This window comes from Williamsia sp. Y853 (assembly GCF_056786495.1).
On the sequence record NZ_JBXCJC010000003.1, the window covers coordinates 276,332 to 300,900 of the forward strand.

At 64.9% G+C, this 24,569-nt stretch carries 25 protein-coding genes; 14 read left to right on the plus strand and 11 right to left on the minus strand.

The window, feature by feature from the left end; all coding sequences use genetic code 11:
- Positions 1 to 123: 123 nt before the first annotated feature.
- Together AC1TPF_RS17435 and AC1TPF_RS17440 are read right to left on the minus strand one after the other, a co-directional pair.
- Entirely contained in the window at positions 124 to 1,662 is a 1,539-nt protein-coding gene (locus AC1TPF_RS17435; RefSeq protein WP_482144850.1) for a DUF7782 domain-containing protein, read from the minus strand.
- Positions 1,659 to 2,042, minus strand: a complete 384-nt coding sequence (locus AC1TPF_RS17440; RefSeq protein WP_482139246.1) for a DUF3099 domain-containing protein — start codon at positions 2,040 to 2,042, stop codon at positions 1,659 to 1,661. The genes AC1TPF_RS17435 and AC1TPF_RS17440 overlap by 4 nt, the downstream gene beginning before the upstream one ends.
- Positions 2,043 to 2,089: 47 nt before the next feature.
- Between AC1TPF_RS17440 and AC1TPF_RS17445 the strand changes: the two genes are divergently transcribed.
- On the plus strand, positions 2,090 to 2,326 hold the full coding sequence (locus AC1TPF_RS17445; protein ID WP_482139247.1) for a DUF3039 domain-containing protein: 237 nt from the start codon (positions 2,090 to 2,092) through the stop codon (positions 2,324 to 2,326).
- 23 nt (positions 2,327 to 2,349) lie between these two features.
- Here AC1TPF_RS17445 and AC1TPF_RS17450 read toward each other — a convergent pair whose 3' ends face one another.
- Positions 2,350 to 3,477: a YihY/virulence factor BrkB family protein gene (locus AC1TPF_RS17450; protein WP_482144851.1), complete on the minus strand. Its 1,128-nt coding sequence runs from the start codon at positions 3,475 to 3,477 to the stop codon at positions 2,350 to 2,352.
- Positions 3,478 to 3,680: 203 nt separating this feature from the next.
- On the opposite strand from AC1TPF_RS17450, the gene AC1TPF_RS17455 reads away from it, so the two are divergent.
- The gene (locus AC1TPF_RS17455; RefSeq protein ID WP_482139249.1) at positions 3,681 to 5,423 is read left to right on the plus strand and encodes a DEAD/DEAH box helicase; all 1,743 of its coding nucleotides are present in this window, start codon (positions 3,681 to 3,683) and stop codon (positions 5,421 to 5,423) included.
- A 107-nt stretch (positions 5,424 to 5,530) separates the two neighbouring features.
- Here the strand turns inward: AC1TPF_RS17455 and AC1TPF_RS17460 are convergent, their stop codons facing one another.
- Complete coding sequence (locus AC1TPF_RS17460) at positions 5,531 to 5,734, minus strand: DUF7455 domain-containing protein (RefSeq protein ID WP_482139250.1); 204 nt, start codon at positions 5,732 to 5,734, stop codon at positions 5,531 to 5,533.
- A gap of 226 nt (positions 5,735 to 5,960) precedes the next feature.
- Between AC1TPF_RS17460 and AC1TPF_RS17465 the strand changes: the two genes are divergently transcribed.
- The 3 genes from AC1TPF_RS17465 (at position 5,961) to AC1TPF_RS17475 (ending at position 8,757) form a co-directional block, all read left to right on the plus strand.
- On the plus strand, positions 5,961 to 7,022 hold the full coding sequence (locus tag AC1TPF_RS17465) for an EamA family transporter (protein ID WP_482144852.1): 1,062 nt from the start codon (positions 5,961 to 5,963) through the stop codon (positions 7,020 to 7,022).
- Between the two features lie 17 nt (positions 7,023 to 7,039).
- Positions 7,040 to 7,393, plus strand: coding sequence for a DUF952 domain-containing protein (locus tag AC1TPF_RS17470; RefSeq protein ID WP_482139252.1), 354 nt, complete (start codon positions 7,040 to 7,042; stop codon positions 7,391 to 7,393).
- 488 nt (positions 7,394 to 7,881) lie between these two features.
- Positions 7,882 to 8,757, plus strand: coding sequence for an alpha/beta fold hydrolase (locus tag AC1TPF_RS17475; RefSeq protein WP_482144853.1), 876 nt, complete (start codon positions 7,882 to 7,884; stop codon positions 8,755 to 8,757).
- Positions 8,758 to 8,813: 56 nt separating this feature from the next.
- Here AC1TPF_RS17475 and AC1TPF_RS17480 read toward each other — a convergent pair whose 3' ends face one another.
- Positions 8,814 to 10,202 carry an RNA polymerase sigma factor gene (locus AC1TPF_RS17480; protein WP_482144854.1) on the minus strand — a complete coding sequence of 463 codons (1,389 nt, stop codon included), beginning with the start codon at positions 10,200 to 10,202 and terminating at the stop codon, positions 8,814 to 8,816.
- Between the two features lie 141 nt (positions 10,203 to 10,343).
- Positions 10,344 to 11,138, minus strand: coding sequence for a polyphosphate--glucose phosphotransferase (gene ppgK / locus AC1TPF_RS17485; protein WP_482139255.1), 795 nt, complete (start codon positions 11,136 to 11,138; stop codon positions 10,344 to 10,346).
- Positions 11,139 to 11,306: 168 nt separating this feature from the next.
- Between ppgK and AC1TPF_RS17490 the strand changes: the two genes are divergently transcribed.
- Positions 11,307 to 12,182: an inositol monophosphatase family protein gene (locus AC1TPF_RS17490; protein WP_482144855.1), complete on the plus strand. Its 876-nt coding sequence runs from the start codon at positions 11,307 to 11,309 to the stop codon at positions 12,180 to 12,182.
- Here the strand turns inward: AC1TPF_RS17490 and cei are convergent.
- Positions 12,164 to 12,844 carry an envelope integrity protein Cei gene (cei, locus tag AC1TPF_RS17495; protein WP_482139257.1) on the minus strand — a complete coding sequence of 227 codons (681 nt, stop codon included), beginning with the start codon at positions 12,842 to 12,844 and terminating at the stop codon, positions 12,164 to 12,166. The two genes, AC1TPF_RS17490 and cei, sit on opposite strands and share 19 nt — an antisense overlap.
- Positions 12,845 to 13,213: 369 nt before the next feature.
- Between cei and AC1TPF_RS17500 the strand changes: the two genes are divergently transcribed.
- Positions 13,214 to 13,513: a DUF4193 domain-containing protein gene (locus AC1TPF_RS17500; RefSeq protein WP_482139258.1), complete on the plus strand. Its 300-nt coding sequence runs from the start codon at positions 13,214 to 13,216 to the stop codon at positions 13,511 to 13,513.
- A gap of 141 nt (positions 13,514 to 13,654) precedes the next feature.
- Here the strand turns inward: AC1TPF_RS17500 and AC1TPF_RS17505 are convergent, their stop codons facing one another.
- A complete protein-coding gene (locus AC1TPF_RS17505) occupies positions 13,655 to 14,242 on the minus strand; it encodes a DUF3093 domain-containing protein (RefSeq protein ID WP_482139259.1) in 588 nt (195 codons plus the stop codon).
- Between the two features lie 49 nt (positions 14,243 to 14,291).
- Between AC1TPF_RS17505 and dut the strand changes: the two genes are divergently transcribed.
- Both dut and AC1TPF_RS17515 read left to right on the plus strand, forming a co-directional pair.
- Positions 14,292 to 14,747, plus strand: coding sequence for a dUTP diphosphatase (gene dut / locus AC1TPF_RS17510; RefSeq protein WP_482139892.1), 456 nt, complete (start codon positions 14,292 to 14,294; stop codon positions 14,745 to 14,747).
- A gap of 3 nt (positions 14,748 to 14,750) precedes the next feature.
- Positions 14,751 to 15,593 carry a DUF3710 domain-containing protein gene (locus tag AC1TPF_RS17515; RefSeq protein ID WP_482144856.1) on the plus strand — a complete coding sequence of 281 codons (843 nt, stop codon included), beginning with the start codon at positions 14,751 to 14,753 and terminating at the stop codon, positions 15,591 to 15,593.
- Positions 15,594 to 15,614: 21 nt separating this feature from the next.
- Here the strand turns inward: AC1TPF_RS17515 and AC1TPF_RS17520 are convergent, their stop codons facing one another.
- Entirely contained in the window at positions 15,615 to 16,334 is a 720-nt protein-coding gene (locus AC1TPF_RS17520) for an alpha/beta fold hydrolase (protein WP_482144857.1), read from the minus strand.
- Between the two features lie 131 nt (positions 16,335 to 16,465).
- Between AC1TPF_RS17520 and AC1TPF_RS17525 the strand changes: the two genes are divergently transcribed.
- Together AC1TPF_RS17525 and AC1TPF_RS17530 are read left to right on the plus strand one after the other, a co-directional pair.
- A complete protein-coding gene (locus AC1TPF_RS17525) occupies positions 16,466 to 16,837 on the plus strand; it encodes an OB-fold nucleic acid binding domain-containing protein (protein WP_482144858.1) in 372 nt (123 codons plus the stop codon).
- A gap of 67 nt (positions 16,838 to 16,904) precedes the next feature.
- On the plus strand, positions 16,905 to 17,549 hold the full coding sequence (locus AC1TPF_RS17530; RefSeq protein WP_482139894.1) for a DUF3159 domain-containing protein: 645 nt from the start codon (positions 16,905 to 16,907) through the stop codon (positions 17,547 to 17,549).
- Here the strand turns inward: AC1TPF_RS17530 and AC1TPF_RS17535 are convergent.
- A complete protein-coding gene (locus AC1TPF_RS17535; RefSeq protein ID WP_482139263.1) occupies positions 17,521 to 18,195 on the minus strand; it encodes a potassium channel family protein in 675 nt (224 codons plus the stop codon). The two genes, AC1TPF_RS17530 and AC1TPF_RS17535, sit on opposite strands and share 29 nt — an antisense overlap.
- A gap of 32 nt (positions 18,196 to 18,227) precedes the next feature.
- Entirely contained in the window at positions 18,228 to 18,899 is a 672-nt protein-coding gene (locus tag AC1TPF_RS17540) for a potassium channel family protein (RefSeq protein WP_482139264.1), read from the minus strand.
- A 95-nt stretch (positions 18,900 to 18,994) separates the two neighbouring features.
- On the opposite strand from AC1TPF_RS17540, the gene AC1TPF_RS17545 reads away from it, so the two are divergent.
- The 3 genes from AC1TPF_RS17545 to dxs all read left to right on the plus strand — a co-directional run bounded on the left by AC1TPF_RS17545 (position 18,995) and on the right by dxs (position 24,560).
- Positions 18,995 to 21,028 (plus strand): APC family permease, encoded by a 2,034-nt coding sequence (locus AC1TPF_RS17545; RefSeq protein WP_482139265.1) that lies wholly within the window; start codon positions 18,995 to 18,997, stop codon positions 21,026 to 21,028.
- Positions 21,028 to 22,509, plus strand: a complete 1,482-nt coding sequence (locus AC1TPF_RS17550; RefSeq protein ID WP_482144859.1) for a class I SAM-dependent RNA methyltransferase — start codon at positions 21,028 to 21,030, stop codon at positions 22,507 to 22,509. Before AC1TPF_RS17545 ends, AC1TPF_RS17550 begins: the two co-directional genes overlap by 1 nt.
- Before the next feature lie 125 nt (positions 22,510 to 22,634).
- On the plus strand, positions 22,635 to 24,560 hold the full coding sequence (dxs, locus tag AC1TPF_RS17555) for a 1-deoxy-D-xylulose-5-phosphate synthase (protein WP_482139267.1): 1,926 nt from the start codon (positions 22,635 to 22,637) through the stop codon (positions 24,558 to 24,560).
- Positions 24,561 to 24,569: the final 9 nt, after the last annotated feature.

The window sequence follows — 24,569 nt, forward strand, 5'->3', positions numbered from 1 at the left end:
GTCGGCCTCCTCAAGTGCGGTTGCTTTCACACTGTTCAACGGAGGGGCCGGTGCAGATAGTTCCGAACCAGGATCCCGATGTGAACCCTGTGACCTGCGTCTTTCGAGAACCGGGCTGAGAAGTTACTGAGAGTGTACTGAAGTTTTCTGGCTGAGGGGCTCCCAGTGGGCAGGCAGGACGATGCCGTGGCGCACCAAACCCTCGACCAATTCGTGCACGGCCGCGGCATCGATGTGCTCTTCGCCGGTCGCCACCGCGAGCAGTTCGGTGATCTCGTCCAGACACAATCCATCAGGGTTCAGACCGGCGAGCAGAGACTGCCCCAGCTCGTCGATCTCGTGGCTCCAGCGTGGACCGTCGGGGCGGTGGATGCGCGTGATGATGCGCTCCCAGCCACCTTCTTCTGCCAGCGTCGACACCTGCTCGAGAGCAACGCCGTCGGCGACCGAGAACTGTTCGTCGCCCACGTCGTGGCTGCGCAGCCAGGCGACACGGCGCAGATAGTCGGTTGCCTCGGGGCCGAGCGGGTCCTCGAAGGTATGACTGAGTTCTTCGGCCAGCAGGTCGGTGGGCTCATCGGTGCGGCGCATGAACACAAAGCCGAATCCGATGCCGCGTACGCCCGCCTTGTGCAGGTGGGTCAGCCATCGGTCGGCCATCTCGGCCGAAGCCGGATCGCGCGGATCGTGGCCGGCGTCGCGCAACCACGTGCCGACGTACAGCGCCGGATCGGCGACATCACGTTGGACCACCCAGGCGTCGACACCCTCATCGGGGATCCACTGCGCGATCCGCTCACGCCAGTCGTCGCCGGTGATCACCCAGGAGGCGAGCATCGACGCGGTTCCGCCCTCGTTCAGGAAGTTCGGTGCGGTCCGGCACATCAGTTCGCTGGCACCGTCGAGATCGAGCCCGGAGTCGCGGTACGTGTGGGTGACCTTCGGTGGGCCCACGACAAAAGGTGGGTTCGCGACGATCTGATCGAACTTCTGTCCGCCGACCGGACCGAACCATGGACCTTTGAGCAGCGAGTACCGCGAGGGGGCGATGTCGTTGATGGCCATGCCCGCGCGGGTCAACGCCAGCGATCGGTCCGTGATGTCGGTGGCTGTGAGATGTCCGGCGAAATCCGCGGCGTTCACGGCCTGCACACCGCAGCCCGTGCCGACGTCGAGCAGTCGGCCGACTGGCTCGGTGGGGGTGGCCCGGAGCAGTGACAGGGAGGCGTGGCCGACACCGAGGACGTGGTCCTCGGTGATGCTGTGGCGTCGGAGCGTGCCGTCGAGATCGGAGAACAGCCACCGGTTGCCCGCACCGAAGTCGAAGGGCCGCAGGTCGATGGCGGCGTAGAGCCCGCGGTCGTCGCGGCGGACGATGCCATGTCGGAGCGCGTCGTCGACCGACACCGGACGCAATGCGGCGCTGACCTCAGATTCCGAACAGGTATCGCCGAGCAGGAGTAGTCGGACCAGGACGCCGAGTTCGCCGCCATCGGCGCATATTCGGCGCGCCGGGACGGGTTCGCCGCGACCGAGGGCCGCATGCGCCTCTTCGCCGAGCAGGCGCAGCACACCATCGGTGGTGTAGTCGGCGCGCAGGAATGCCTCGTGTAGGCCGTCAGCCTGGGTGTACAGGTCGGCCGTTTGTTCTGTGATGGTCACTCTTTGCGTCGATCGATTTCGTGGAAATCGTTGCCGTCGGTCAGTCTCCGTGAATACGGACCGCTGTACTTGTAGTGGAGCACTTCGTCTTTGGAGCGTGGTGGCCGGTCGTTGGCCATCAGTACCGCGATCCATGGGATCGGGATGGACAGCACGATCACGCCGAGTGCCAGGAGTCCGTTTTGTGTGGTCGCATAGACGATTCCCGCGATGACCAGTGCCGGAATGCGAAAAGCCATCAACGTCAGGTATCTGCGCACGCGAGCGCGATGTTGTTCTTCCAGGGAGGTCTGTGCCTCGGTGATGAGAAACGTTTCGGGCGCGTCATCTTTCGAACCCACGATTTCTACTATCCTCTTTCTGCCCTGCGTCGGCCACATCGGGTCGATATTGGCCCGGCGGGCCAGGTCGATGCAGAATTGATCTCATGGATACCCAGACACTCGACAAGCCAGACGTCACCACCGACGAAACCACCGAGGAAGACACCCCGAAGTTCTTCCACTACGTCAAGAAGAACAAGATCGCCGAAAGTGCGGTCATGGGCAACATCGTCGTGGCGCTCTGCGGCGAGACGTTCCCCGTCACGCGTTCGGCCAAGCCGGGTTCGCCGGTCTGCCCGAAGTGCAAGAAGATCTACGCGAAGATGAAAAAAGGCGAGTAGTCGCGCAGGCCGGTGGCCGGTCTTCAGGCCTGCGGTGAGGGACCTTGATCGTCTGCCGGCCTGTTCTTGATCGGGTCGGGCTTCTTCTGGATCGGACCGGTCGGCAGCCATTGGGGAGTGCTGCGGAACTGATCGGTGATGTCGCTGGTCTGCTGTGACACCCAGTCGCGCATCTGGTCGATCTTGGTGGGATTGGCCGGCCACAACTGCTGCACGATCGAGTTGAACTCGGCGCCGACCACGATGGCAAAACCGAGGAAGAACGTGAACAGCAGGAACGCGATCGGTGTGGCCAGCGCGCCGTAGCTGTATCCGGTCTGGGTGATGACCGCCAGATACCAGCGCAGCACCGCGCTGGCGCACCAGAACACCAACCCGGCCAGCAGCGCGCCGCAGACCAGCCGGTGCCAGGGCAATGGTTTGGCAAGGGCCACCCGATAGAGCGTGGTCAAGCCCGCGATCAACAGCAGCGCGACGGCCGGGAAGTAGCCGTACTCGATGGCCACGGTGCTCGCCGGATGCCACGAATCGGGGATGACGTCGCGTACGTAGGTGGGCCCGAGTGCGACCAGTGGCAGGGTGAGCACCGCGAGTACCAGGAAACACACGTACAGCCACAGTGCGAACAGTCGCTGGGTGACCGGATGCCGCACGTTGTGCTGGCCGTGTGCGATCACGATCGAGTCGACAAAACTGGCCATGGCTGACGATCCCGCCCACAGGGACAGCAGGAAGCCCAGCGAGATCACTTCGGCGCGGCCGCTGACCAACACGTTGTCGACGGTGGGCCGGATGATCTCGTCGACGACGTTCGCGCTGAAGGTCCGATCCGAAAAACTGATGATCCGGTCGGAGATGATCTCTTCGGTGTCCGGCCCGAACCAATTTGCGATATACCCCACAGTGCCCAGCAATCCCAGGAGAAGCGGGGGTAGCGAGAGCGTCTGCCAGAACGCCGCCTGCGCTGCCATCGCGAAGATCGAGTCGTCCCACGACTTCGTGATGGTCCGCCAGAGCATCCAGGGCAGGCGCTTCGTGACCCCCGAAATCGTGGGTCTATCTGCGTCATCACCACGGGTCTGTGTCGACGGCGTGGGGTCGGGAACGGAATCGGGGGCGGGCCCGGCTGATGCGCTGATGGTGTCAAGCATTGCCGAAGTTCCGATTCGATGCGTGTTGCCGCGCCGCCACCGCCCTGCACCCGATCGCCTGTCGATTCGCGGTAGCATTCCCCGATGCCTGGGCTCGCCGAGCGCTTCGTCGCCGACACCGACCGCCAGGCGCACTCGTCCGACTTCGTCGAACGGTGCACCACTGTTCAAACCTCAACTGCGTCAAGGAGTTGTGCTCTGCCGTGACCCGACCCACAGCCGTTTCCGAGCCATCGACAACCACCCCGGCCCCGGCGCCGGCAGCGTCGTCGCTACGGACCTGGCAGCGACGGGCGCTGACCAAGTACCTGTCGGCCGCGCCGAAAGACTTCTTGGCAGTGGCCACCCCGGGTGCCGGTAAGACCACCTTCGGTCTGCGGATCGCCGCCGAACTATTGGCCGACCGCACGGTGGACCAGATCACGGTGGTCGCACCCACCGAACATCTCAAGCATCAGTGGGCTGGTGCGGCAGCGCGCGTGGGTATCGCCCTGGATCCGAACTTCAGCAACTCCGCGGGCCAGACCAGCTCCGACTTCAACGGCGTGGTCCTGACCTACGCCCAGGTTGCGGCGCACCCGTCGCGACACCGCGTCCGCACCGAGAATCGCCGCACCCTGGTGATCCTGGACGAGATCCACCACGGCGGTGACGCCAAAAGCTGGGGTGATGCGATCCGTGAGGCCTTCTCCGACGCCACCCGGCGGCTCTCACTGACCGGAACACCCTTCCGGTCCGACGACAGCCCCATCCCATTCATCACGTACGAGCCCGAGCCCGGCGGCGGCGCCCGATCGGTCGCCGACTACACCTACGGCTACTCCGACGCGCTCGCCGACGGCGTTGTGCGCCCGGTGGTGTTCCTGGCCTATTCAGGTGAGGCGAGTTGGCGCAACAACGCGGGCGAAGAGTTCACCGCCCGGCTCGGTGAACCACTGTCTGCCGAACACACCGCACGCGCCTGGCGCACCGCACTGGACCCGCACGGCGACTGGATCCCGGCCGTCCTGCAGGCGGCGCACACGCGCCTGAGGCAACTACGCAGCACCGGTATGCCCGATGCCGGCGGTCTGGTGATCGCGACCGATCAGACCGTCGCGCGCGACTATGCCGAACTGCTGGAGGCGATCACCGGAAAGATGCCAACGGTGGTGCTCTCGGATGATCCGAAGGCGTCGGGGCGGATCGCCTCGTTCAGCGAATCCAAGGACGAGTGGATGGTCGCTGTCCGGATGGTGTCCGAAGGTGTCGACGTTCCGCGTCTGGCCGTCGGCGTCTACGCGACCAGCGCGTCGACCCCGCTGTATTTCGCCCAGGCCATCGGCCGATTCGTGCGATCGCGGCGACCGGGGGAGAACGCCAGCGTGTTCCTGCCGTCGGTGCCGGTGTTGTTGCAGTTGGCCAGCCAGCTCGAGGCGCAGCGCGATCACGTGCTCGGCAAGCCGCACCGGGAATCCGACGGCCTCGAAGATGCATTGCTCAACGACGCCAACAAACAAAAAGACGAAGCGGGTGAGGACGAGAAGGGATTCGAGTCCCTGCATGCCGATGCCGAACTAGATCAGGTCATCTTCGACGGGTCGTCCTTCGGTACCGCGACGTTCTCCGGTAGCGACGAAGAAGCCGACTACCTCGGCCTGCCGGGGCTCCTCGACGCCGACCAGGTGCGTGACCTGCTCCGGAAGCGGCAGTCCGATCAGGTGGAGAACCGAAGCGCGGACTCTGCGCCGACGCCGCCCGTCGAACGGGCCCCGTCCGTGGGCAAACAGCTCACCGCCATGCGCAAAGAACTGAACAGCCTGGTGGCCATGCATCATCATCGCACCGGGCGGCCTCACGGTCAGGTGCACAACGAGCTGCGCGAACGCCTCGGTGGTCCACCCACCGCGATGGCCACGGCCGAGCAGTTGCAGGAGCGGATCGACGCACTGCGTAAGTGGCGCTGAGGCCGGGCTCGGCCCTCGTCACCGCCCGATGTGGCGAACACCGGAGATACAACACTGCCGCGGTCCACCTGAGGTGAACCGCGGCAGTGTGCTTATTTTGATTTGTCTTAGACGAGCTCGTCCTCGGATGTAACTGTCGCGCCCATGTCAACAAGTCGTGCTTCGTGCTCGTTGAAGTGGTGACGGCAGAACAGAAGCTCTCCACCGGTCGAGAGCGTGGCGCGCACTCGTGCTGCGGCACCGCAACGATCACAGCGGTCAGCAGTGGTCAGTTGCATGGCGATCGGGGGCGTGGTGATGGTGTCTGACATTTTTCCTCCGTCCCGGGCCTGCGTGGCGCGGTTCCCTTCGCGAGCTAACACACCGGGGCGGTGTATCCAGGTCTCACTCTCTCAGACGATTTGCGAATCGTCTTTGTTCCCGAGGTCCTTCGGGTGTGTCGTCACTCACCCGTAACAGCGGACCCGCGATCTGCAACATATGTAACCGGGGCGGTGTGACGCAAATCCCACGACACCTGGCACTTACAGTGAATCGATGCCCCGGTCCGCCAACACCATCCCGCGCTCAGGTGGACGCGTCGCACTGTTGCCCCTGTTGTTTGTTGTCGGGGCGATCTGTCAGTACGTCGGCGCCTCGATCGCCGTCCCGTTGTTCGATGACCTGAACCCCGCGGCGGTTGCCTGGTTGCGAACGTTGGGGGCAGGCGCCACGCTCTTGGCGATCTGGTGGCCGCTGGCCGGATGGCGCTGGCCGCGCGTTGGTGTGTCGTTCGGCCGCAGACGGCTGCTGATCGCCTCGGCCTTCGGTCTGGTGACACTGGGCATGAACGTGGCGTTCTATCTGGCCATCGATCACATCGATCTCGGTGTGGCCGTGGCGATCGAGTTCCTGGGGCCGATCGTTGTCGCGGCGGCCGGCTCGCGGCGGGTGGCGGACGGCGTTGCGGTGCTCGTGGTCCTGGTCGGTGTGGTGCTCCTGAGCGGTGCCAGTTTCTCCGGATCACCCATCGGAGTGGTGTTCGCGCTGATGGCCGCTGCACTGTGGGCGGGCTACATCCTGATCGGGAAGTTGGTTTCGGGCAACGGAACCTCGGAGCAGCCCTGGCGGGACGGCATCGACGATCTGGCGATCGGCTTGTCCATGGCTGCTGTGATCTGCGCCCCGCTGGTGATCGGGGTGAGCACGGCCACCGACCCCGGGGCACTGTGGGATTGGCGGATATTGGCACTCGGTATCGGAGTCGGTGTGCTCTCGAGTGCGATTCCGTACCTGCTCGACCAGATCGTGTTGGCACGCCTGGCCCGGGCTCGATTCGCACTGCTGTTGGCGTTGCTCCCGGTGACGGCGACGGTGGTCGGCGCGCTGATGTTGTCCCAGATACCGTCGCCAACCGAACTGTGTGGCATTGCACTGGTCATCGCGGCCATCGTCTTCACGGCTCGCGACGAACGCCGCCACGGCGCGGGTCGTGAAGTTACTCCTGGCGCCGGCGATGAAATTGCCCCTGGCGCCGGCGATGAAATTGCCCCTGGCGCCGGCGATGAAATTGCCCCTGGCGCCGGCGATGAAATTGCCCCTGGCGCGCTGCCGGGCTGATACGGCAGGCTGGTGGGGTGAGCGCAGGAACGAGCCTGGTCCATCTCTGTTCGATCTCCGACTGGCTAGAGGCCAGGACGACGGGATCGATCGAACCCGCGTCCCTGGCCGAACAGGGTTTCGTGCACTTGTCTGAACGTCGGCAGGTTCACATCCCCGCGAATCTCCTGTATCTGGATCACTCCGATCTGGTGTTGCTGACCATCGATCCGCTTCGGGTCGGCGCCGAAATCGTGTGGGAGGACGGAGATCCACCCGACCCGTCGGGGTTGCAGTTCCCTCACCTGTACGGCGCTCTGCCGGCTGGTGCGGTGACCGCGGTGGAGCGCTATGACGTCGACGGGTCCGGGCGTTACCCGCAGCTGCACTAGTTTCGCGACACCGTTCCTGCGCGACACCGTTCCTGCGCGACGCCGACCAGAAGTCGCAGCAATCACAACCATCTCGCAATCACAGTCGTTGCAGCAGCAGCTCGGTGCGAAGACCTGTGTCGTGCGATGTCCCGAGCAATGAACAAGCTCTGGCAGTATCGGAGGCGGATTCGTGTTGCGCATCAACAAGAATCGAGACCACGACGGTGTCTGTGTTGGACATCAGGCGCTAGAGCTGACCGTGGCCCGAGCGCAGCGCCAGATAGACACCGCACAGATGGACCCGTCACTGGTGTGCAACTCTGCATCGAGGACGGTCAGACATGGCCGAAGTACGCCGAACATCCGGCGGTCGGAACACGACACGCGCAGTCGGGCGTGATGGAAAGCGCCGGTGTACTCCGATTGATAGCTCAGAATACGAAACCAGATGCAATCATCGGATATCCCGGCAGATGTTGCCGGCATATCGCAGCTGAAAGGAATACATGCCTTCCGAGTTCACGGTCGATTCGAGTCGCGGCGCAACGATTTCGGGTATTCGGTGGGATCCCACCGATGAACCGGTGGCGGCGGTGCTCCTGATCCACGGCATGGGTGAACACATCCGGCGATATTCCGAGACCGCTGAGGCCTTGGCGGACGACGGATACGTCGTGTACGGCTACGACCATCGCGGCCACGGACGATCCAAACTGCCTGACCGCGACCTCGGCGACCTCGGTCCGGACGGTTGGCAACAACTGGTCGCGGACATCGGGCGGGTGGTCTCGATGGTCCACACCGAGCAGCCCGATCTGCCGTTGGTCGTGATCGCGCACAGCATAGGTTCGTTTGCGATGCAGCAATATCTACTAGACGACAGCAACCAGATCGACGCTGTGGTCCTGACCGGGACCGCGGCGCTCGACGGCCTCGAGCCCGCACTCGACCTCGACGCCGAACTCGACCTGAAACTGTTCAACGCGCCGTTCGCCCCCGCCAGAACGGACTACGACTGGCTCTCCCGCGACGACGCCGTCGTCGACGACTACATCGCCGACCCCCTGTGCGGGTTCGGCATCGACGTCGCCTCGGCCCGGGCTATGTTCGCCGGTGCCCGGCGGATCGCGGAACGATCCGCGGTGGCCGCGATCCGGCCGGATCTGCCGATCCTCATCGCGGTTGGCGACAAAGATCCGGTGAACGGTGGGGGAGCGCTGGTGGATCTACTTGCGGCGCACTATCGCAACGGCGGTCTGGAGGACGTCAGCGTCCGGGTCTTCGCAGGCGCTCGACACGAGGTTCTCAACGAAACCAATCGGGCGCAGGTGCGCGGCGAGATCCTTGATTGGCTTGCCGAAGTTGTCGAACAGGGCGAATGACAAATGGCCGGGCCCCCAGGGGGGTCCGGCCAATTGTTCGGTTGCTGCGGGTGTGACTAGTCGAGGTAGTCGCGCAGGACCTGCGAGCGCGACGGGTGCCGAAGCTTCGACATCGTCTTCGATTCGATCTGCCGGATCCGCTCGCGGGTCACGCCGTAGACCTGACCGATCTCGTCGAGGGTGCGCGGCTGTCCGTCGGTGAGTCCGAAGCGCAACCGGACAACGCCGGCCTCACGCTCGGACAGCGTCTCGAGGACTGACTGCAGTTGATCCTGGAGAAGTGTGAACGAGACGGCGTCAACGGCCACGACTGCTTCGGAATCCTCGATGAAGTCACCGAGCTGGCTGTCGCCTTCGTCACCGATGGTCTGGTCGAGCGAGATCGGCTCACGCGCGTACTGCTGGATTTCCAGCACCTTCTCCGGCGTGATGTCCATTTCCTTCGCCAGCTCTTCGGGAGTGGGCTCACGGCCCAGATCCTGGAGCAGCTCACGCTGGATACGACCGAGCTTGTTGATGACCTCGACCATGTGCACCGGAATACGGATGGTGCGGGCCTGATCGGCCATCGCGCGGGTGATCGCCTGACGAATCCACCAGGTGGCGTAGGTCGAGAACTTGTAGCCCTTGGTGTAGTCGAACTTCTCGACCGCACGGATCAGACCGAGGTTGCCTTCCTGGATGAGGTCGAGGAAGGCCATGCCGCGTCCGGTGTAGCGCTTCGCCAGCGAGACCACGAGTCGAAGGTTCGCCTCGAGCAGATGGTTCTTGGCCCGGCCGCCGTCGCGGGAGACCCACGACAGGTCGCGACGCTGCGCAACGGTGAGCTTCTCGCCTGCCTCGGCGAGTCGACGCATCCGCTCGGTGGCGAAGAGTCCGGCCTCGATGCGCTTGGCGAGCTCGACCTCTTCTTCGGCGTTGAGCAGTGCGACCTTGCCGATCTGCTTCAGGTACGCGCGGACCGAGTCGGCAGAGGCGGTGAGCTCGGCATCCTTGCGGGCCTGGCGCAGTGCCTCGGACTCGTCCTCGTCCCAGACGAAGTCGCCGGACGCCTTGTCGGACTCCGACGGTTCGTCTTCGGCCTTCTTGGTCTTTGCGGCAGCCTTGCCGGGAGCTGCGACGGCGACCGCGGGGGTCGCCTCGTCGTCATCGTCATCATCGACTGTGACGTCTTCGAGTTCGTCCTCGTTGACATCGATGTCGTCGATCGAGGCTTCATTCTCGACGCCGTCGCCGTCGATGCCGTCGACATCGCCGTCCTTGGGACCACGCTTGGCGCCGGCCTTCTTCGCAGGCGCCTTTTTGGCGGCCTTCTTGGCCGGGGCCTTTTTGGCGGCTGCTTTCTTTGCGGGCGCCTTGCGTGCCCGCGGCGCGGTCACCGACTCTGATTCCGATTCCGACTGCTCGGCATCTGGTTCAGTTTGGCGGGTCTTCGTGGCTGCCACGTACTACCTTTCGGGCTATCTACACGACACTGTGCCGCGGGGAGGTGCGTCGCGGCGGCAGTGTCAGGCCGAGTGAACTCGGCGAAGCTGGGGCTTGGGGGAACCGGCTCGAAGCCAGCCTGTGTGCCATTGTAACGGCACTCAGGGCCGCAACCCCGCAGCCACCGCCATCGCGGCGCCGACAATGCCGGCCGTATTCTGCAAAGTCGCCGGTACAACCGGTGTTCGGTTGGTCAGAAGTGGAATCCATTTATGGGCTTTGCGGCTGATCCCGCCGCCTGCGATGAACACCTCGGGCCAAAACAGCGCCTCGTAGGCACTCAGCACCTTGGAGACTTCTTTGGCCCAGTGGTGGTACGAGAGGTCGTTGTCTTCTTTGACCTTGGAGGACGCCTGGTGTTCGGCTTCCTTCTTACCGACCTGCATGTGACCGAGCTCGGTGTTGGGTATGAGCACACCGTTGTACATGATCGCCGAACCGATGCCGGTGCCGAATGTCAGCAACATGACCACGCCGTTGTAGTCCTTGCCTGCGCCGTAGTGTTCCTCGGCCATCCCGGCGGCGTCGGCGTCGTTGAGGACCGACAGCGAGCGGTCGCCGAGCTCGGCGGTGAGGAGTTCATAGACGTCCGTACCGATCCAGGACTTGTCGATGTTGGCCGCCGTCCGCGCGATCCCGCCTGTCACCACAGCGGGGAGGGTCACCCCGACCGGACCTGTCCATTCGAAATGGTCGACAACCTCACGGATCCCGCCGGCGACGGCCTGCGGTGTGGCCGGATGGGGAGTGAGGACCTTGAACCGTTCGCCGATGAGCTCACCGGACTCGAGGTCGACGATGCCGCCCTTGATCCCCGAACCGCCGACGTCGATCCCGACGGCCTGGCTCGGGTTGGCTGATCGGGTGGGATTGCCGTCTGCGGATTCACTGGACACGGTTGTGGCTCCTTCGCTCGACTGTTGCGGATAGGGGTGCGCCCTGCGCCGCCGTTGTTCAGGCTAGTCAGCCGGGCCGGGTTCTGCGTGTTGTCACGCGAACTCTCCGCACCTGGTGCGATCGGGCCGGTCCGGCGGTGATGGAGCTCGGTGTGCTCACATGTAGGTGTGCCCCAACTCGATCCACATGAACTGACCGCTGTCGCCATTGCGGTGGCCGAAGAGGCCGCGCGACACGTCCGAGCCAGGCGACCGGAGGTCTTCGGGCACGGCGTCGTGAATCCATCTGCGCCGCAGTCGGTGTCGACCAAGAGTACTGATACGGATCCGGTGACGATCGTCGATACGGAATCGGAGTCGTTGATCCGGGACGTGCTGGCCGCCAGGCGTCCCGGCGATTCGATTCTCGGTGAAGAAGAAGGCGGATCGGTGACGGTCCCGGCCGGGGTGCGCTGGGTGGTCGATCCGATCGACGGGACCGTGAACTTTCTCTACGGCATCCCGGCCTACTCGGTGTCGATCGGTGCGCAGGTGGACGGTCGGACCGTCGCGGGTGCGGTTGTCGACGTCGCCCGCGGTGTGACGTATTCGGCAACCCGCGGCGGCGGTGCCTTTTCGGACGACGGATCGGGACCGGTGCGATTGCGCTGCAACGCTGTCGACGAGGTGGGCCTGGCGCTGGTGGCGACCGGATTCGGTTACGCAGCCTCGCGCCGCGAAGTGCAGGGCGCCTTGATCGCACGACTGTTGCCACAGGTCCGGGATCTGCGGCGGATCGGTTCGGCGGCTCTGGACCTGTGCATGGTGGCCTGTGGGGCCGTCGACGCGCACTACGAACACGGTCTGAGCCCCTGGGACTGGGCGGCCGGATCCCTGATCGCCGAAGAGGCGGGTGCGATCGTCCGGATACCCGCCGCGACATCACGCGGCAGCGCCGGGGACGTGACGCTGGCGATGGCGCCGGGCATCGCCGACGACCTGCGGGCGTTGCTGGCCGAGATCGGCGCGTTGGAGCCGATCCCGGTTCAGCAGGACGCTTCGTGAACCGCTGAGACCAAGGCCGGGTCGGATCCGGTGTTGGGGTCTTGTGGGTTCGCGCTGCGCAGGGTGTCGAGGACGGCCAGTGCATCCTGGCTCTGCCCGTTGTCGCTGAAGGACTCGCCGATGGACAGGTCGACGACCGTGTCGGGGCGCCCGTCGTTGATCAACTGGGTGCAGGGCGCGGCGATCCACAATGCGGCGGCGGCGGCTTTGCCCGCGTCCCCGAAGCGGATCTGCCCGAAGCAGTCCAGATTGCGGTCCGGATAGAGCGGGTCGTCGCCATAGGCGCCCTCGGGGGTTCCCTGGAATCCCAGGGAGGTCAGATCATCGAGGACGGTCTGCGCCTTGCCCTGCTCGTCAGTGGCGTTGAGCACTCTGATCTGGAATCCGGACAGTGCCGCGGGGGAGACTCGGAGCATCTCTTCACGATCGGCAGGTGTGCCGACCACCGGCGCCGGTGATCCGGGTGTTGCTGACGGTGCGGAAGGCTGCGGGCAGTCGACCGGCGCGGCCTCGGTACCGCTCGATGACAGCGCACCGATCCATACGATCGCTGTGATCAGTGCCAACACCACGGCGACGATGATCGCGGGCAGGTAGCGCCGCCGACGGAACGGGCGACCGTGGTCGTCGGTGGGATAGCCATAGGTGATCTGCGAAACCATGGGCTGCTGGTGCCTTCCGCTTCAGATGTGGACGAGCGAGTCAAACTCTAAACGGTCGCGACCCCCGCGTTCGGCAGCGACCGACCGGGAATGTTTTCACCGTGGGAGTGTTGTTGACTCCATGGAGCGGCTGGGCTAGGATTCAGCCGCCTCAGCTTGGATAACCCGAAACTCGGGCATTCAATAAACTGTGGCGAACATCACAATATACTTGCCCTCATGAGCAACGAATCCCTTCGTAGGAGTTGTTGATCAAAGGGCACTGTCGCGGACTTTGCAGACGAGGAACGTGCGCGGCTTGTTGGGACACGCGGGACCTGCTCACATCGGGTACCTCGGGTCGCAGGTGCTTCTACCTAAGGCGGAAATATGGCAACTGATTACGATGCGCCCCGGCGCACTGAATCCGACGAGGTCTCCGAGGACTCACTCGAGGAACTGAAGGCACGTCGGAGTGAAGCGCAGGCGGCCTCGGTCGATGTGGACGAAGGCGATATCGCCGAGTCCTTTGAGCTCCCGGGCGCTGACCTGTCCGGCGAGGAACTCTCTGTTCGGGTGATCCCGAAGCAGGCTGACGAGTTCACCTGCACCAGCTGCTTCCTTGTGTACCACCGAAGTCGGCTGGCAACGGAGAACGGCAACTCGCGCATTTGCGTCGACTGCGCGTAATCACCTGCAGCAGACTGATAGACAACAACACCGCGTCGGTGGTGTCACCCAGGCAAGTGGCCTGGGGACACCACCGACGCGGTTGTGTTTTGGGGCAGCGACGAGTTCGGGTCCGAAACGTGCGACCGCCCGGGACCCGGGTCAGTCGGATGATTCAGACGCCGCGTCGGTCATCCCGAGTGCGGTGACCAGCTCGGCCGGGTGGCGGGTGCTGACGAGCCAGTAGGGCGTCGGGTCGTCGGGATCGTCGAGAACCAGCAGCACCATGGTCTTGACCCAGAACTTGTGGGCGAGGAATGCGGCCGGGTCGAGCTGGCGGCCGAGGGCCGCGCTCTTCGCGCTGGCCGGGATGACCGCGGCCCGGTCGATCAGGTCGATCGGCAGATGGGCATTGCCTGCCCACAATTCGCCGTCGGTGACCCGGATGCGGGTGCGGCCCATCGACCAGAGCAGCCAGGCGGCCAGCGGCGCGAGTATGACGTAGGCGATCGGGCTGAAGGTGCTGTCATGCAGGGCGAGCTGGATCTCGTAGCCGAGTAGGCCGATGACGATTGCCGCGACCAGCCACCACCACAGCGGTACGTGCAGGCGTTCGTCGTGAAGGATCGCCCGGCTGTCGTCGCTGCCGTTGTCATGGGTCTGGAAAGGGTCTCCGGCTGTGTCGGGTGATGGGAATGGAGGCACGGCGCCAGCGTAGTCTTCCCGTGTGGCAACCGATCCTGGCAGCACCCCTGCCGACGCACCATTCCTCGCCGTCCAGCCATCCGGACAGGTCGCCATCAGGCGACTTGATCCGGGCATCGAACTACCCCGGCGGGCACACCCCGGGGATGCCGGCGTCGACCTGTCGAGCGCGATCGATATCGAACTCGCGCCCGGGCAGCGGGCACTCGTGCCGACCGGGATCTCCATCGCTCTGCCCATCGGAACGGTGGGCCTGATCCATCCGCGATCGGGACTCGCCGCGCGCGCCGGTCTGTCGATCGTCAACACGCCGGGCACCGTCGATGCGGGATACCGCGGCGAGATCAAGGTCTGCCTGATCAATCTGGACCCACACGAACCGATTGTCATCGCGCGAGGTGACCGCATTGCGCAGCTACTGGTTCAGCGGGTCGAACTCGTCGACTTCGTCGAAGTCGACGAACTGGACGAAACGAGCCGCGGCGCAGGCGGTTACGGTTCGAGTGGCGGTCACGCGAGGTTGGACGCGAACGCGTCGGAAAGCAGCTGAGAAATGGCACGCGAAAAACGAACTCGGGGTATCAGGCGGGGACACCCCACCGAGGAACCCGACACGAGCACCGGGCCCAAGCAGATCGGCAGTGGTCAGGGTCCGTACGACATCGATGATCTGGCCTCCGGCTCGACATTCGACAACTCACATCTCGATCTCGGTTCGGTCCTCGTTCCGGTGGTCGAGGGCGGGCAGGTGACCGTCGAGATGTCGGTCGACCATCAGCCGCAGTCGGTGTTCCTGGTGACACCTCACGGACGGATCACCGTTGCCGCATTCGCTGCCCCCAAGACGAGTGGACAGTGGCGCGATGTGGTGAGCGAACTCACCGAATCCCTCAAGGCGGAGGGCGCGGAGACGGCCATCGAAACCGGCTTCTGGGGTCGCGAGGTGGTGGCGACCGTTTCCGGTGGAGTGCATCGTTTCATCGGTGTCGACGGTCCGCGCTGGATGATCCGTTGCGTGGCGAGCGCGCCGACCGCGGGCGCCGAGAGCCTGGCGAAGGTGGCTCGCGCGGTGGTCAGCGAGACCGTGGTCCGGCGCGGCGACGACCCGCACCCGCCGCGTACCCCGTTGCCGATCGTCCTGCCGCCGGTACTCGCCGAGCAGGTGGCCGCCGCGCAACAGGAGATGGTGACCTCCGGGACGATGGACGCGAACGCGGCACCCGCGCCTGCGGCAGACAATGCGCAGGCCCAGTCCGCGCAGGCGACGGTGCGGATACAGGGCCAGCCGCAGCCGGCCGCAGCAGAGCCGGAAGAGAAAGCGACCGAGACCCCGCCGCCGGGAACCGGTTCGCGAGGTTCGGCGATGCAGCAGTTGGGTAATCGCCCGAAGCGCTGAAGGTCCGAAGGTCTGAAAGCGTCAAGCGGTCAGTTGACGCCAGCCGGCCAGGCATCGCCTGCCCAGCACGGCGGGATCTGCGCCCAGTTCGTCGAGGGTGATCGTCTGCAGAAGCGATTGCGGGGCCACGTCGCACCAAGCCTGTGCCACCTCGAACGGGTGGACCGGGTCGTCGATGGTCGCGGTGATCGACAGCGGCACAGACAGTTCGGCGATATCTGCGGCGATCGGAGCGTGGTAGCCGGCGGCCTCGCCGAGCATCGCATCCAGGACCGGCGCGGTGGCCCGCCACGACCGCGCCAGTTCGGAGGCCAGCCAGCCGGGTGTGCCCGCCGTCATCGCTTCGATGGTGGCGTCGAGACCGGTTCGGGCGAGCTGGTCACGCGTCAACAGTGCGCTGTGTGCGGCCGGCGCAGTCGCCGGATCTCCGAGCCACGGGGGCAGCGCGGCCAGTACGCCTGCGCACAGGGTCGGGTTCTGCAGCGCCCACCGGACCGCCACACAGGCGCCGATGGACACGCCGGCGGCGAGGACCCGGTGGCCTGCCGCTGCGGCCTCGTCGAGTGCCTGCTCATAGCTACTGATCAGACCGTTGGATGTCGGGTCGACGGCAATCACCGGGATGGTCGCGTCGGCAAACGCGCGACCGGCGAAATCGCCGTCAGAACCTGTTCCGGGCAGGGCCACGATCACCAGATCCCGGTTTGCGGCGGTGGTCTGCGACACAGGCGTGAGCGGCATGTGATGATCTTGCCGCGGCGAGTGGAACTCGGCACTGCCGGGGTCTACCCTGGCGAGAGCAACAGCCCGCCGACCACGTACATCTGGTGATGTGGCGGCACGATTGAATTGGCGAAAGGGTGCGTAGCGCCATGACCGCAGGCGGATATCTCAAACGCCTCACGCGCAGACTTACCGAAGACCTCGAGCAGCTCGACGCCGAGAAGATCTCCGAGCAGTCCCAGCAGAACGGTGCCCAGCGCGCCTGTGATTGTTCAGCCGGTGACGAAGTCACCATGCAGGGCGAACTACGATCCGTGCAGACCTGCGCCAAGACGGTGAAATCAGGTGTCGCCGCAGAGTTCTTCGACGGCACCGACGTGGTCACGCTCAAGTTCATCGGACGCAATCGCATCCCGGGTATCGAGCCGGGACGCAAGATGATCGTCCGGGGCCGGATGGGCGAGCACGACGGCCGCAAGGTCATGTTCAACCCCGATTACGAGTTGCTCGGTGATAGCTGAGCCCGGCGGGCATCGGGAAGTTTCGGCAGAGGTCGACGAACCGCCTGCCCAGACCGTTCTCGAACAGATGGGTGGGGTCTCCGGACTCATCTATTCGTCATTGCCGATCGTGGCGTTCGTCCCGGCCAACTCGCTGTGGGGTCTGACAGTCGCGATCTACGCGGCACTCGCCGTCGCTTTCGCGATCTTCGTACTCCGGCTGGTCCGGCGCGAGCCCATCCAACCGGCCATCTCCGGTGTCATCGGAGTTGCGGTGTGCGCGTTCATCGCCCACCGAACCGGCGACGCCAAGGGCTTCTTCCTCTTCGGCATCTGGACCACACTGCTGTATGCCGGGGTGTTCGCGGTGTCGATCCTGTTCCGGTGGCCCCTGGTCGGGGTCATCTGGAACGGCGTGAACGGCAACGGAACTCATTGGCGCAGCCATCGTCGGACCCTGCTGGCCTACGACATCGCCACGGCGGTGTGGGCGGCACTGTTCGGTGTCCGCTACCTGGTGCAGTCATTTCTCTACGACAATGACCAGACCGGCGGCCTGGCCGTGGCGCGCATCGCGATGGGCTGGCCCCTGACCGCTGCCGCCGCCCTTGCCACGGTGCTCCTGGTTCGCTGGGCCCAGAAGAACGAAGACGACGAAGAAGACGAGGCAGCGGCACTGCCGGAAGCCGAGGGCCCGGGCGAGACTAGCGAGCAGGCGCCGCCGGCTCGATGATGGCGGCCCGGAGTTCACCCTCTGCTTCTGCCGGCACGATGAAGACCAGTTCGTCGCCGCCTTCGACGGCGTCGTCGGGTTGCGGAACGATCACCCTGCCACCGCGCAGGATGGTGACGAGTGCGGCATCGCGCGGCAGGTTGAGTTTCCGGACCGGCTTGCCTGCCAGTGAAGTGTTGTCGGGCAGGGTCATCTCCACCAGATTGGCCTGACCCCGCCGGAAGGTCATCAGCCGGACGAGATCGCCCACCGAGACCGCCTCTTCGACAAGCGAGGCGAGCATTCGCGGGGTGGACACCGCCACATCGACACCCCAGTCCTCGTCGAACAGCCACTCGTTCCGGGGGTCGTTCACCCGGGCGACCACCCGCTGGACCGCGAACTCGGTTTTGGCGAGCAGGCTCACCACCAGATTCGCCTTGTCGTCACCCGTGGCGGCGATGACGACGTCGAACTTGTGGAGCTCGACCCGTTCGAGGTTGTCGAGTTCGCAGGCATCACCGCCGACCCAGCGGGCTCCGAGCACGGCTTCTTCGTCGATGTGATCGGGATTGCGTTCGAGGAGGAGCACCTCGTGCGAGTTGGCGAGCAGCTCACGGGCGATCGATCGCCCGACAGCGCCTGCGCCTGCTATCGCGACCTTCATGTTTCTTCCTTCGGTCTGCGGGGGGCTTCGGGTCAGTCGGTTTCTGGGGCGAGGGTGCCCGCCACAGCACGAACTTTGTCGAGATTGTCGATCAACGCTGCAACGAAGACCTGATCATTCTGTTGCAGAACGGATTTGGGACCGGGCAACAGCGGCTTGCCGAGTCGGTTGACGAAGCTGATCCGCGAACCCGTCTGCTCCTGGAACAGCGTGAACGAGGTACCCACCCAGGACTCGTGGATGTTCAGTTGGACGAGCGCGACCTGGCCGGAAGGTTCGGTCCAGGCGACGTCGCCGGTGTCGGCGGCCCCGCCGAGTGCCGACATGAACCGATCCGTGGTCCAGGGCACGGTGGCCACGGTCGGGATACCGAGACGTTCGTAGACGGCCGCGCGTTTGGCGTCGTAAATCCGGGCGACCACCTTGGGCACGCTGAATGTTTCGCGCGCGACGCGCGCGGCGATGATGTTGGAGTTGTCTCCCGACGAGACGGCTGCGAACGCATCCGCACCTTCGATACCGGCTCGTCGAAGTACTTCCTGATCAAAACCGACACCCTTGACGGTGGTGCCCGTGAATCCATCGGGCAGACGGCGAAATGCCGTCTGATCTCGATCGATGATCGCGACCGCGTGCCCGGCATCCTGCAACTGGCCGGCAAGGGACGCCCCGACGCGACCGCATCCCATCACCACAACACGCATGCTGACTCCTCGCTGATCTCACCCGAGCAGATGCTCTCCGGAACGGTACCGCGACCGGCGTGGCCTTACGTCACCGCAGGCCCTATTGTTGCCTGGTGTCCACGGTGTCCAAGGCCTCAACGGCGACGAAACGGTTGTTGCTCGGGCGTCCATTCCGCAGCGACACGCTCGGTCATACGCTGCTTCCCAAGCGGATCGCGTTGCCGGTGTTCGCGTCGGACGCGATGTCGTCGGTTGCCTATGCGCCGCAAGAGATCTTCCTTGTGCTCTCGGTTGCCGGGCTGTCGGCGTACACCTACACCCCGTGGATCGGACTGGCGGTCGCGCTGGTGATGGCGGTGGTCGTCGCGAGTTATCGGCAGAACGTGCACGCCTATCCGTCGGGCGGTGGCGACTATGAGGTGGCCACCACCAATCTCGGACCCACTGCGGGCCTGACCGTCGGTAGCGCATTGCTTGTCGATTATGTGCTGACCGTTGCGGTCTCGATCGCCTCGGCCGCGGAGAACGTCGGCTCGGCGGTACCTTTCGTGCAGGAACACAAGGTCTGGTTCTGCGTGGTCGCGATCGTCCTGTTGACGTCGATCAACCTGCGCGGGCTGCGAGAATCGGGTACCGCGTTCTCGATTCCCACCTATGCCTTCATCGTCGGCATGGTGGTGATGCTGTTCTGGGGGTTCCTGCGCGTTTTCGTGTTCGGGGACAACATCGAGTCCGAAACTGCGGGCTACGAGATCGTCGCCGAAGAGAACCACCTCGTCGGAATCGCATTTGTCTTCCTTGTCGCACGCGCCTTTTCGTCCGGTTGTGCCGCGCTGACCGGGGTGGAAGCCATCTCCAACGGCGTGCCGGCCTTCCAGAAGCCCAAGTCGCGCAACGCGGCGACCACGCTGCTGCTGTTGGGAACCATCTCGATCGTCCTGCTGATGGGGATCATCCTGCTGGCCAAGGAAATCGGTGTGAAGTACGTCTCCGATCCGGCCAAGGATCTGATCGGCGCACCGGCTGACTACGAGCAGAAATCACTCATCGCGCAACTGGCACATGCGGTGTTCGGCGGATTCAGCCCCGGTTTCTACTTCGTGACCGTGGTCACCGCACTGATCCTGGTGCTGGCCGCGAACACCGCATTCAACGGGTTCCCGGTACTCGGATCGGTGCTCGCGCAGGATCGTTACCTCCCACGGCAGCTTCACACCCGCGGCGATCGGTTGGCCTTCTCCAACGGCATCCTGTTCCTGGCCGTTGCCGCCATTGCGTTCATCGTCGCCTTCGGTGCCGAGGTGACCGCCCTCATCCAGCTCTACATCGTCGGTGTCTTCGTGTCGTTCACCCTCAGTCAGATCGGAATGGTCCGGCACTGGACCCGGCACCTCAAAACCGAAGGTGACCCCCGGGCCCGGACCCGGATGATCCGTTCGCGGATCATCAACAGCATCGGACTGGTGATGACCGGGTCGGTGCTGATCATCGTGCTCGTCACGAAGTTCCTTGCCGGAGCCTGGATTGCGATCCTGGCGATGGTCGCGATCTTCGGCCTGATGAAACTCATCCACCGGCATTACGCGTCGGTGCAGGCCGAGCTCGACAATTCCGACTACGAAGCCGTGCTGCCGAGCCGGACCCATTCGATCGTGCTGGTCTCGACGCTGCATCTGCCGACCCGACGGGCGCTGGCGTTCGCCCGCGCCACCCGTCCGGACACCCTCGAGGCCATCACGGTGAACGTGGACGAGCGGGACACCCGAAAGCTGGTGGCGCAGTGGGAGGACAGTGACATCACAGTTCCGCTCAAGGTGATCGCCTCGCCGTACCGCGAGGTGACCCGTCCGGTCATCGAGTACGTCCGGCGGCTACGGCGCGAGTCGCCGCGGGACGTGGTGACAGTCTTCATCCCCGAGTATGTGGTCGGTCACTGGTGGGAGCAGATCCTGCACAACCAGTCCGCGCTGCGGCTCAAGGGCCGCCTGCTGTTCGAACCGGGTGTGATGGTGACGTCGGTACCATGGCAGCTCAGCTCCTCGGATCGGCGAAAGCGTGACCGCACCTACATCGCACCAGGCGACACCCGTCGCGGTGTCGGCTCGCCCCCTGCCGGTCCGACACCAACAGAGAAAACAGGTTTGTAGTGACCGGCTCAGTGCCCAACAACGACGTCAATGGGCCCAACAACGACGTCAATGGGCCCAACAAAGACGTCAATGGGCTCAATCAGGACCTCGATGAGCCCAATCAAGACCCCGATCGACCCGCCCATGCTTCCGTAGGAGCCGGCAAAGGTTGGCTGGGTACCGAATTCGAGATCACCGTCGACCGCTTCGGTCACGGTGGAATCGGGGTCGGCCGGCGCGATGGCCGAGTGGTGTTCATCCGCCACGCATTGCCGGGCGAAACACTGCGGGTGGTGGTGACCGAGGATCGTGGCAAGGGTTTCTGCCGCGCAGAGATCCGCGAGATCCTGCAGGACTCACCGCACCGCATCGACGCGGTCTGCCAGGTGGGTGCCCCGGCGTATGCCGGTGGTGCCGGTGCGGGTTGCTGTGATCTCTCGCACACCACCGGTGCGTATGCCCGCGAACTGAAATCGCAGGTCCTGTCCGAGCTGCTGGGCCGGATGGCAGGTATCGAGTGGAACGGCGAGGTGGTCTCGCTCGACCCCGACGCCACCGAGGCCCCCGAAACCAACTGGCGGGTGCGTGAACGCCTCTTCATCGATGCACAGGGGCGTCCCGGAGTGCGCGGATACCAATCACATTCGGTCATCCCGCGTCTGGATTGCGCGCAGCCCGTTGTCGGGATGGTCGACGGCCTCGACGAGTTCGGCAACCTCGAGCCCGGTTCCGAACTGATGCTGACCGTCGGCGACGACGGTAGCCGCCACGTGGTCCACATCGCCGCCGCGAACGAACCGCACCGCGGTGGACGCGGAAAACGGCCGCAGTCGGGCCGACGACGGACACAGCAGCAGCGGGCACAACGTTCGACCGTGCGCCGTGAGGTGTTGCTGGCGGGGGAGCCGACCGTGCGTCGAACCGTCGGTGGACGCACCTGGGAGCTCCCCGTGACCGGATTCTGGCAGGCCCACCGGCTCGCGGCATCCGGTTACAGCGCCACCGTGCGCAGCCTGCTGAGGTCGTCCGGGTTGCCGCGCTCGGTGGTGGCGTGGGATCTGTACGGCGGGGCCGGGGTGCTGGCGGGGGCTGTGCTCGATGAGAACGACGAGTCCTGGGGTACGGCCCGCGTTCACATCGTCGAGGCCGACCGCGGCGCGACCGCCGCCGCCGACCTCACCTTCGCCGACGACCATCGAGTCAAGGTTCATCGGGGCAGTGTGCTGACAACGGTGACCGACCTGCCCTCGCCCGACGTGGTCATCGTCGACCCGCCGCGGTCAGGTGCCGGCCGTGAGGTCGTCGAACGGATCACGGCGGCCGGGCCCGCAGCCGTCATCGCGGTCGGCTGCGATCCGGCGACATTCGCCCGTGACCTCAGCGACTACCGCCGCGGTGGATACGAGGTCGACACGTTGCTCGGTTTCGACGCGTTTCCACTGACCCACCACATGGAGGCGGTGGCGCTGCTGCGCCCCGCAACTGGGGCGAGCGCGTAACCAATCCCTACTGCTCGCGGTCTCGAAGAATCCGTAGAGTGGAAGATCACAAGTCGTCGCAGCCCGATGGCACCGGTGGCGAAGTACGTCTTTCGCCGCGAGATACATCATTGAGAGGATGTTGGATGAGCGTGCTGGATTCGGTTGATTCGCCCGCCGACCTGCGCGAACTGACCGTTGCGCAGATGCAGGATCTGGCCGGCGAGATCCGCGAGTTCCTGATCGCGAAGGTCTCCGCCACGGGTGGTCACCTCGGACCCAACCTCGGTGTCGTCGAGACGACCCTGGCCATCCACCGGGTCTTCGATTCACCGAACGATGCTGTGCTCTTCGACACGGGACACCAGAGCTACGTCCACAAGATCGTCACCGGCCGCAAAGATCGCTTCGACACCCTTCGTCAACGTGGTGGTCTGACCGGTTACCAGGAACGTGCCGAGAGCGAGCACGACTGGATCGAATCGTCGCATGCGTCCGCGGCCCTGTCCTACGCGGACGGACTCGCCAAGGCCTTCGAGCTGACGAAGCAGGACAGGCACGTAATTGCCGTGGTCGGCGACGGCGCACTCACCGGCGGCATGTGCTGGGAGGCCCTCAACAACATCGCGGCCGGCGATCGCCCGGTTGTCATCGTCGTCAACGACAACGGACGGTCCTACGCGCCGACCATCGGCGGTTTCGCACGGCACCTGTCCGGCCTGCGCCTGCAGCCCGGTTACGAGCGTGTCCTCGACGAGAGCCGGCGGGCAGTGCTGAAACTGCCGTTGCTCGGCCAGATCGCCTACGCCGCGCTACACGGCCTCAAGACCGGCATCAAAGATGCACTGGCACCGCAGGCGATGTTCACCGACCTCGGCATCAAGTACGTCGGGCCGGTGGACGGACACGATCAGGAAGCGCTGGAAAACGCGCTCCGCCAGGCCAAGTCGTTCGGTGGTTCGGTGATCGTGCACACCGTCACCCGTAAAGGCATGGGGTATCACCATGCCGAGAACCATGTCGCCGACCGGATGCACGCGACCGGCATCATGGATCCCGAGACCGGCAAGTCGACCAGCGTCTCGGCGCCGGACTGGACCTCGGTCTTCTCGGCCGCGCTGGTGGAGGCGGGCAGCAATCGCGAGGACGTCGTCGCGATCACCGCGGCCATGCCAGGTCCTACCGGTCTCGCGGCGTTCGGTGAGCGTTTCCCGGATCGGATGTTCGACGTCGGTATTGCCGAGCAGCATGCGCTGACCTCGGCCGCCGGCCTCGCCCTCGGTGGTCTGCATCCCGTGGTGGCGCTCTATTCGACATTTCTGAACAGGGCCTTCGACCAGTTGCTGATGGACGTTGCCCTGTTGAAGCAGCCGGTGACGCTGGTGCTCGATCGGGCCGGGGTCACCGGACCCGACGGTCCGAGTCACAACGGCATGTGGGATCTGTCGCTGATGTCGATCGTGCCGGGGATGCGCGTGGCCGCGCCCCGCGACTCGGCGCGTCTGCGTGAGGAACTGGCTGAAGCGCTGGAGACCAACGACGGACCCACCGCGCTGCGATTCCCGAAAGGTGCAGTCCCGGAGGACATCCGCGCGGTGGAACGACTTTCCGACGGCACCGATGTGCTGCACCGGCCCGCACGCGGTGAAAGCGCTGACGTGTTGATCGTCGCGGTCGGACCGTTCGCGTCATTGGCGCTGGACACCGCGGCCCGACTCTCGCAGCAGGGGATCGGTACCACTGTGGTCGATCCTCGCTGGGTGCTGCCGGTGCCCGAGTCGATTGCCGGACTGGCACAGGCGCATCGATTGGTCGTGACGGTCGAGGACGGTGGCGTGCACGGCGGTGTCGGTTCGTCGGTGTCGGAAAAGCTTCGGGCCGAGAACATTTCGACGCCGGTGCGGGATGTGGGCATCGAGCAGAGGTTCTTGACCCAGGCTTCGCGGGGTGAGCTGCTCGACGAACTCGGCCTGACCGCACAGGATGTGGCCCGCGCCATCACCGCCATGGTCTCGAGTATGCAGGCACCGCTGTCGAGCGCCGACGAACAAGATCTCAACGACATCAGCTGAGCGGAGATT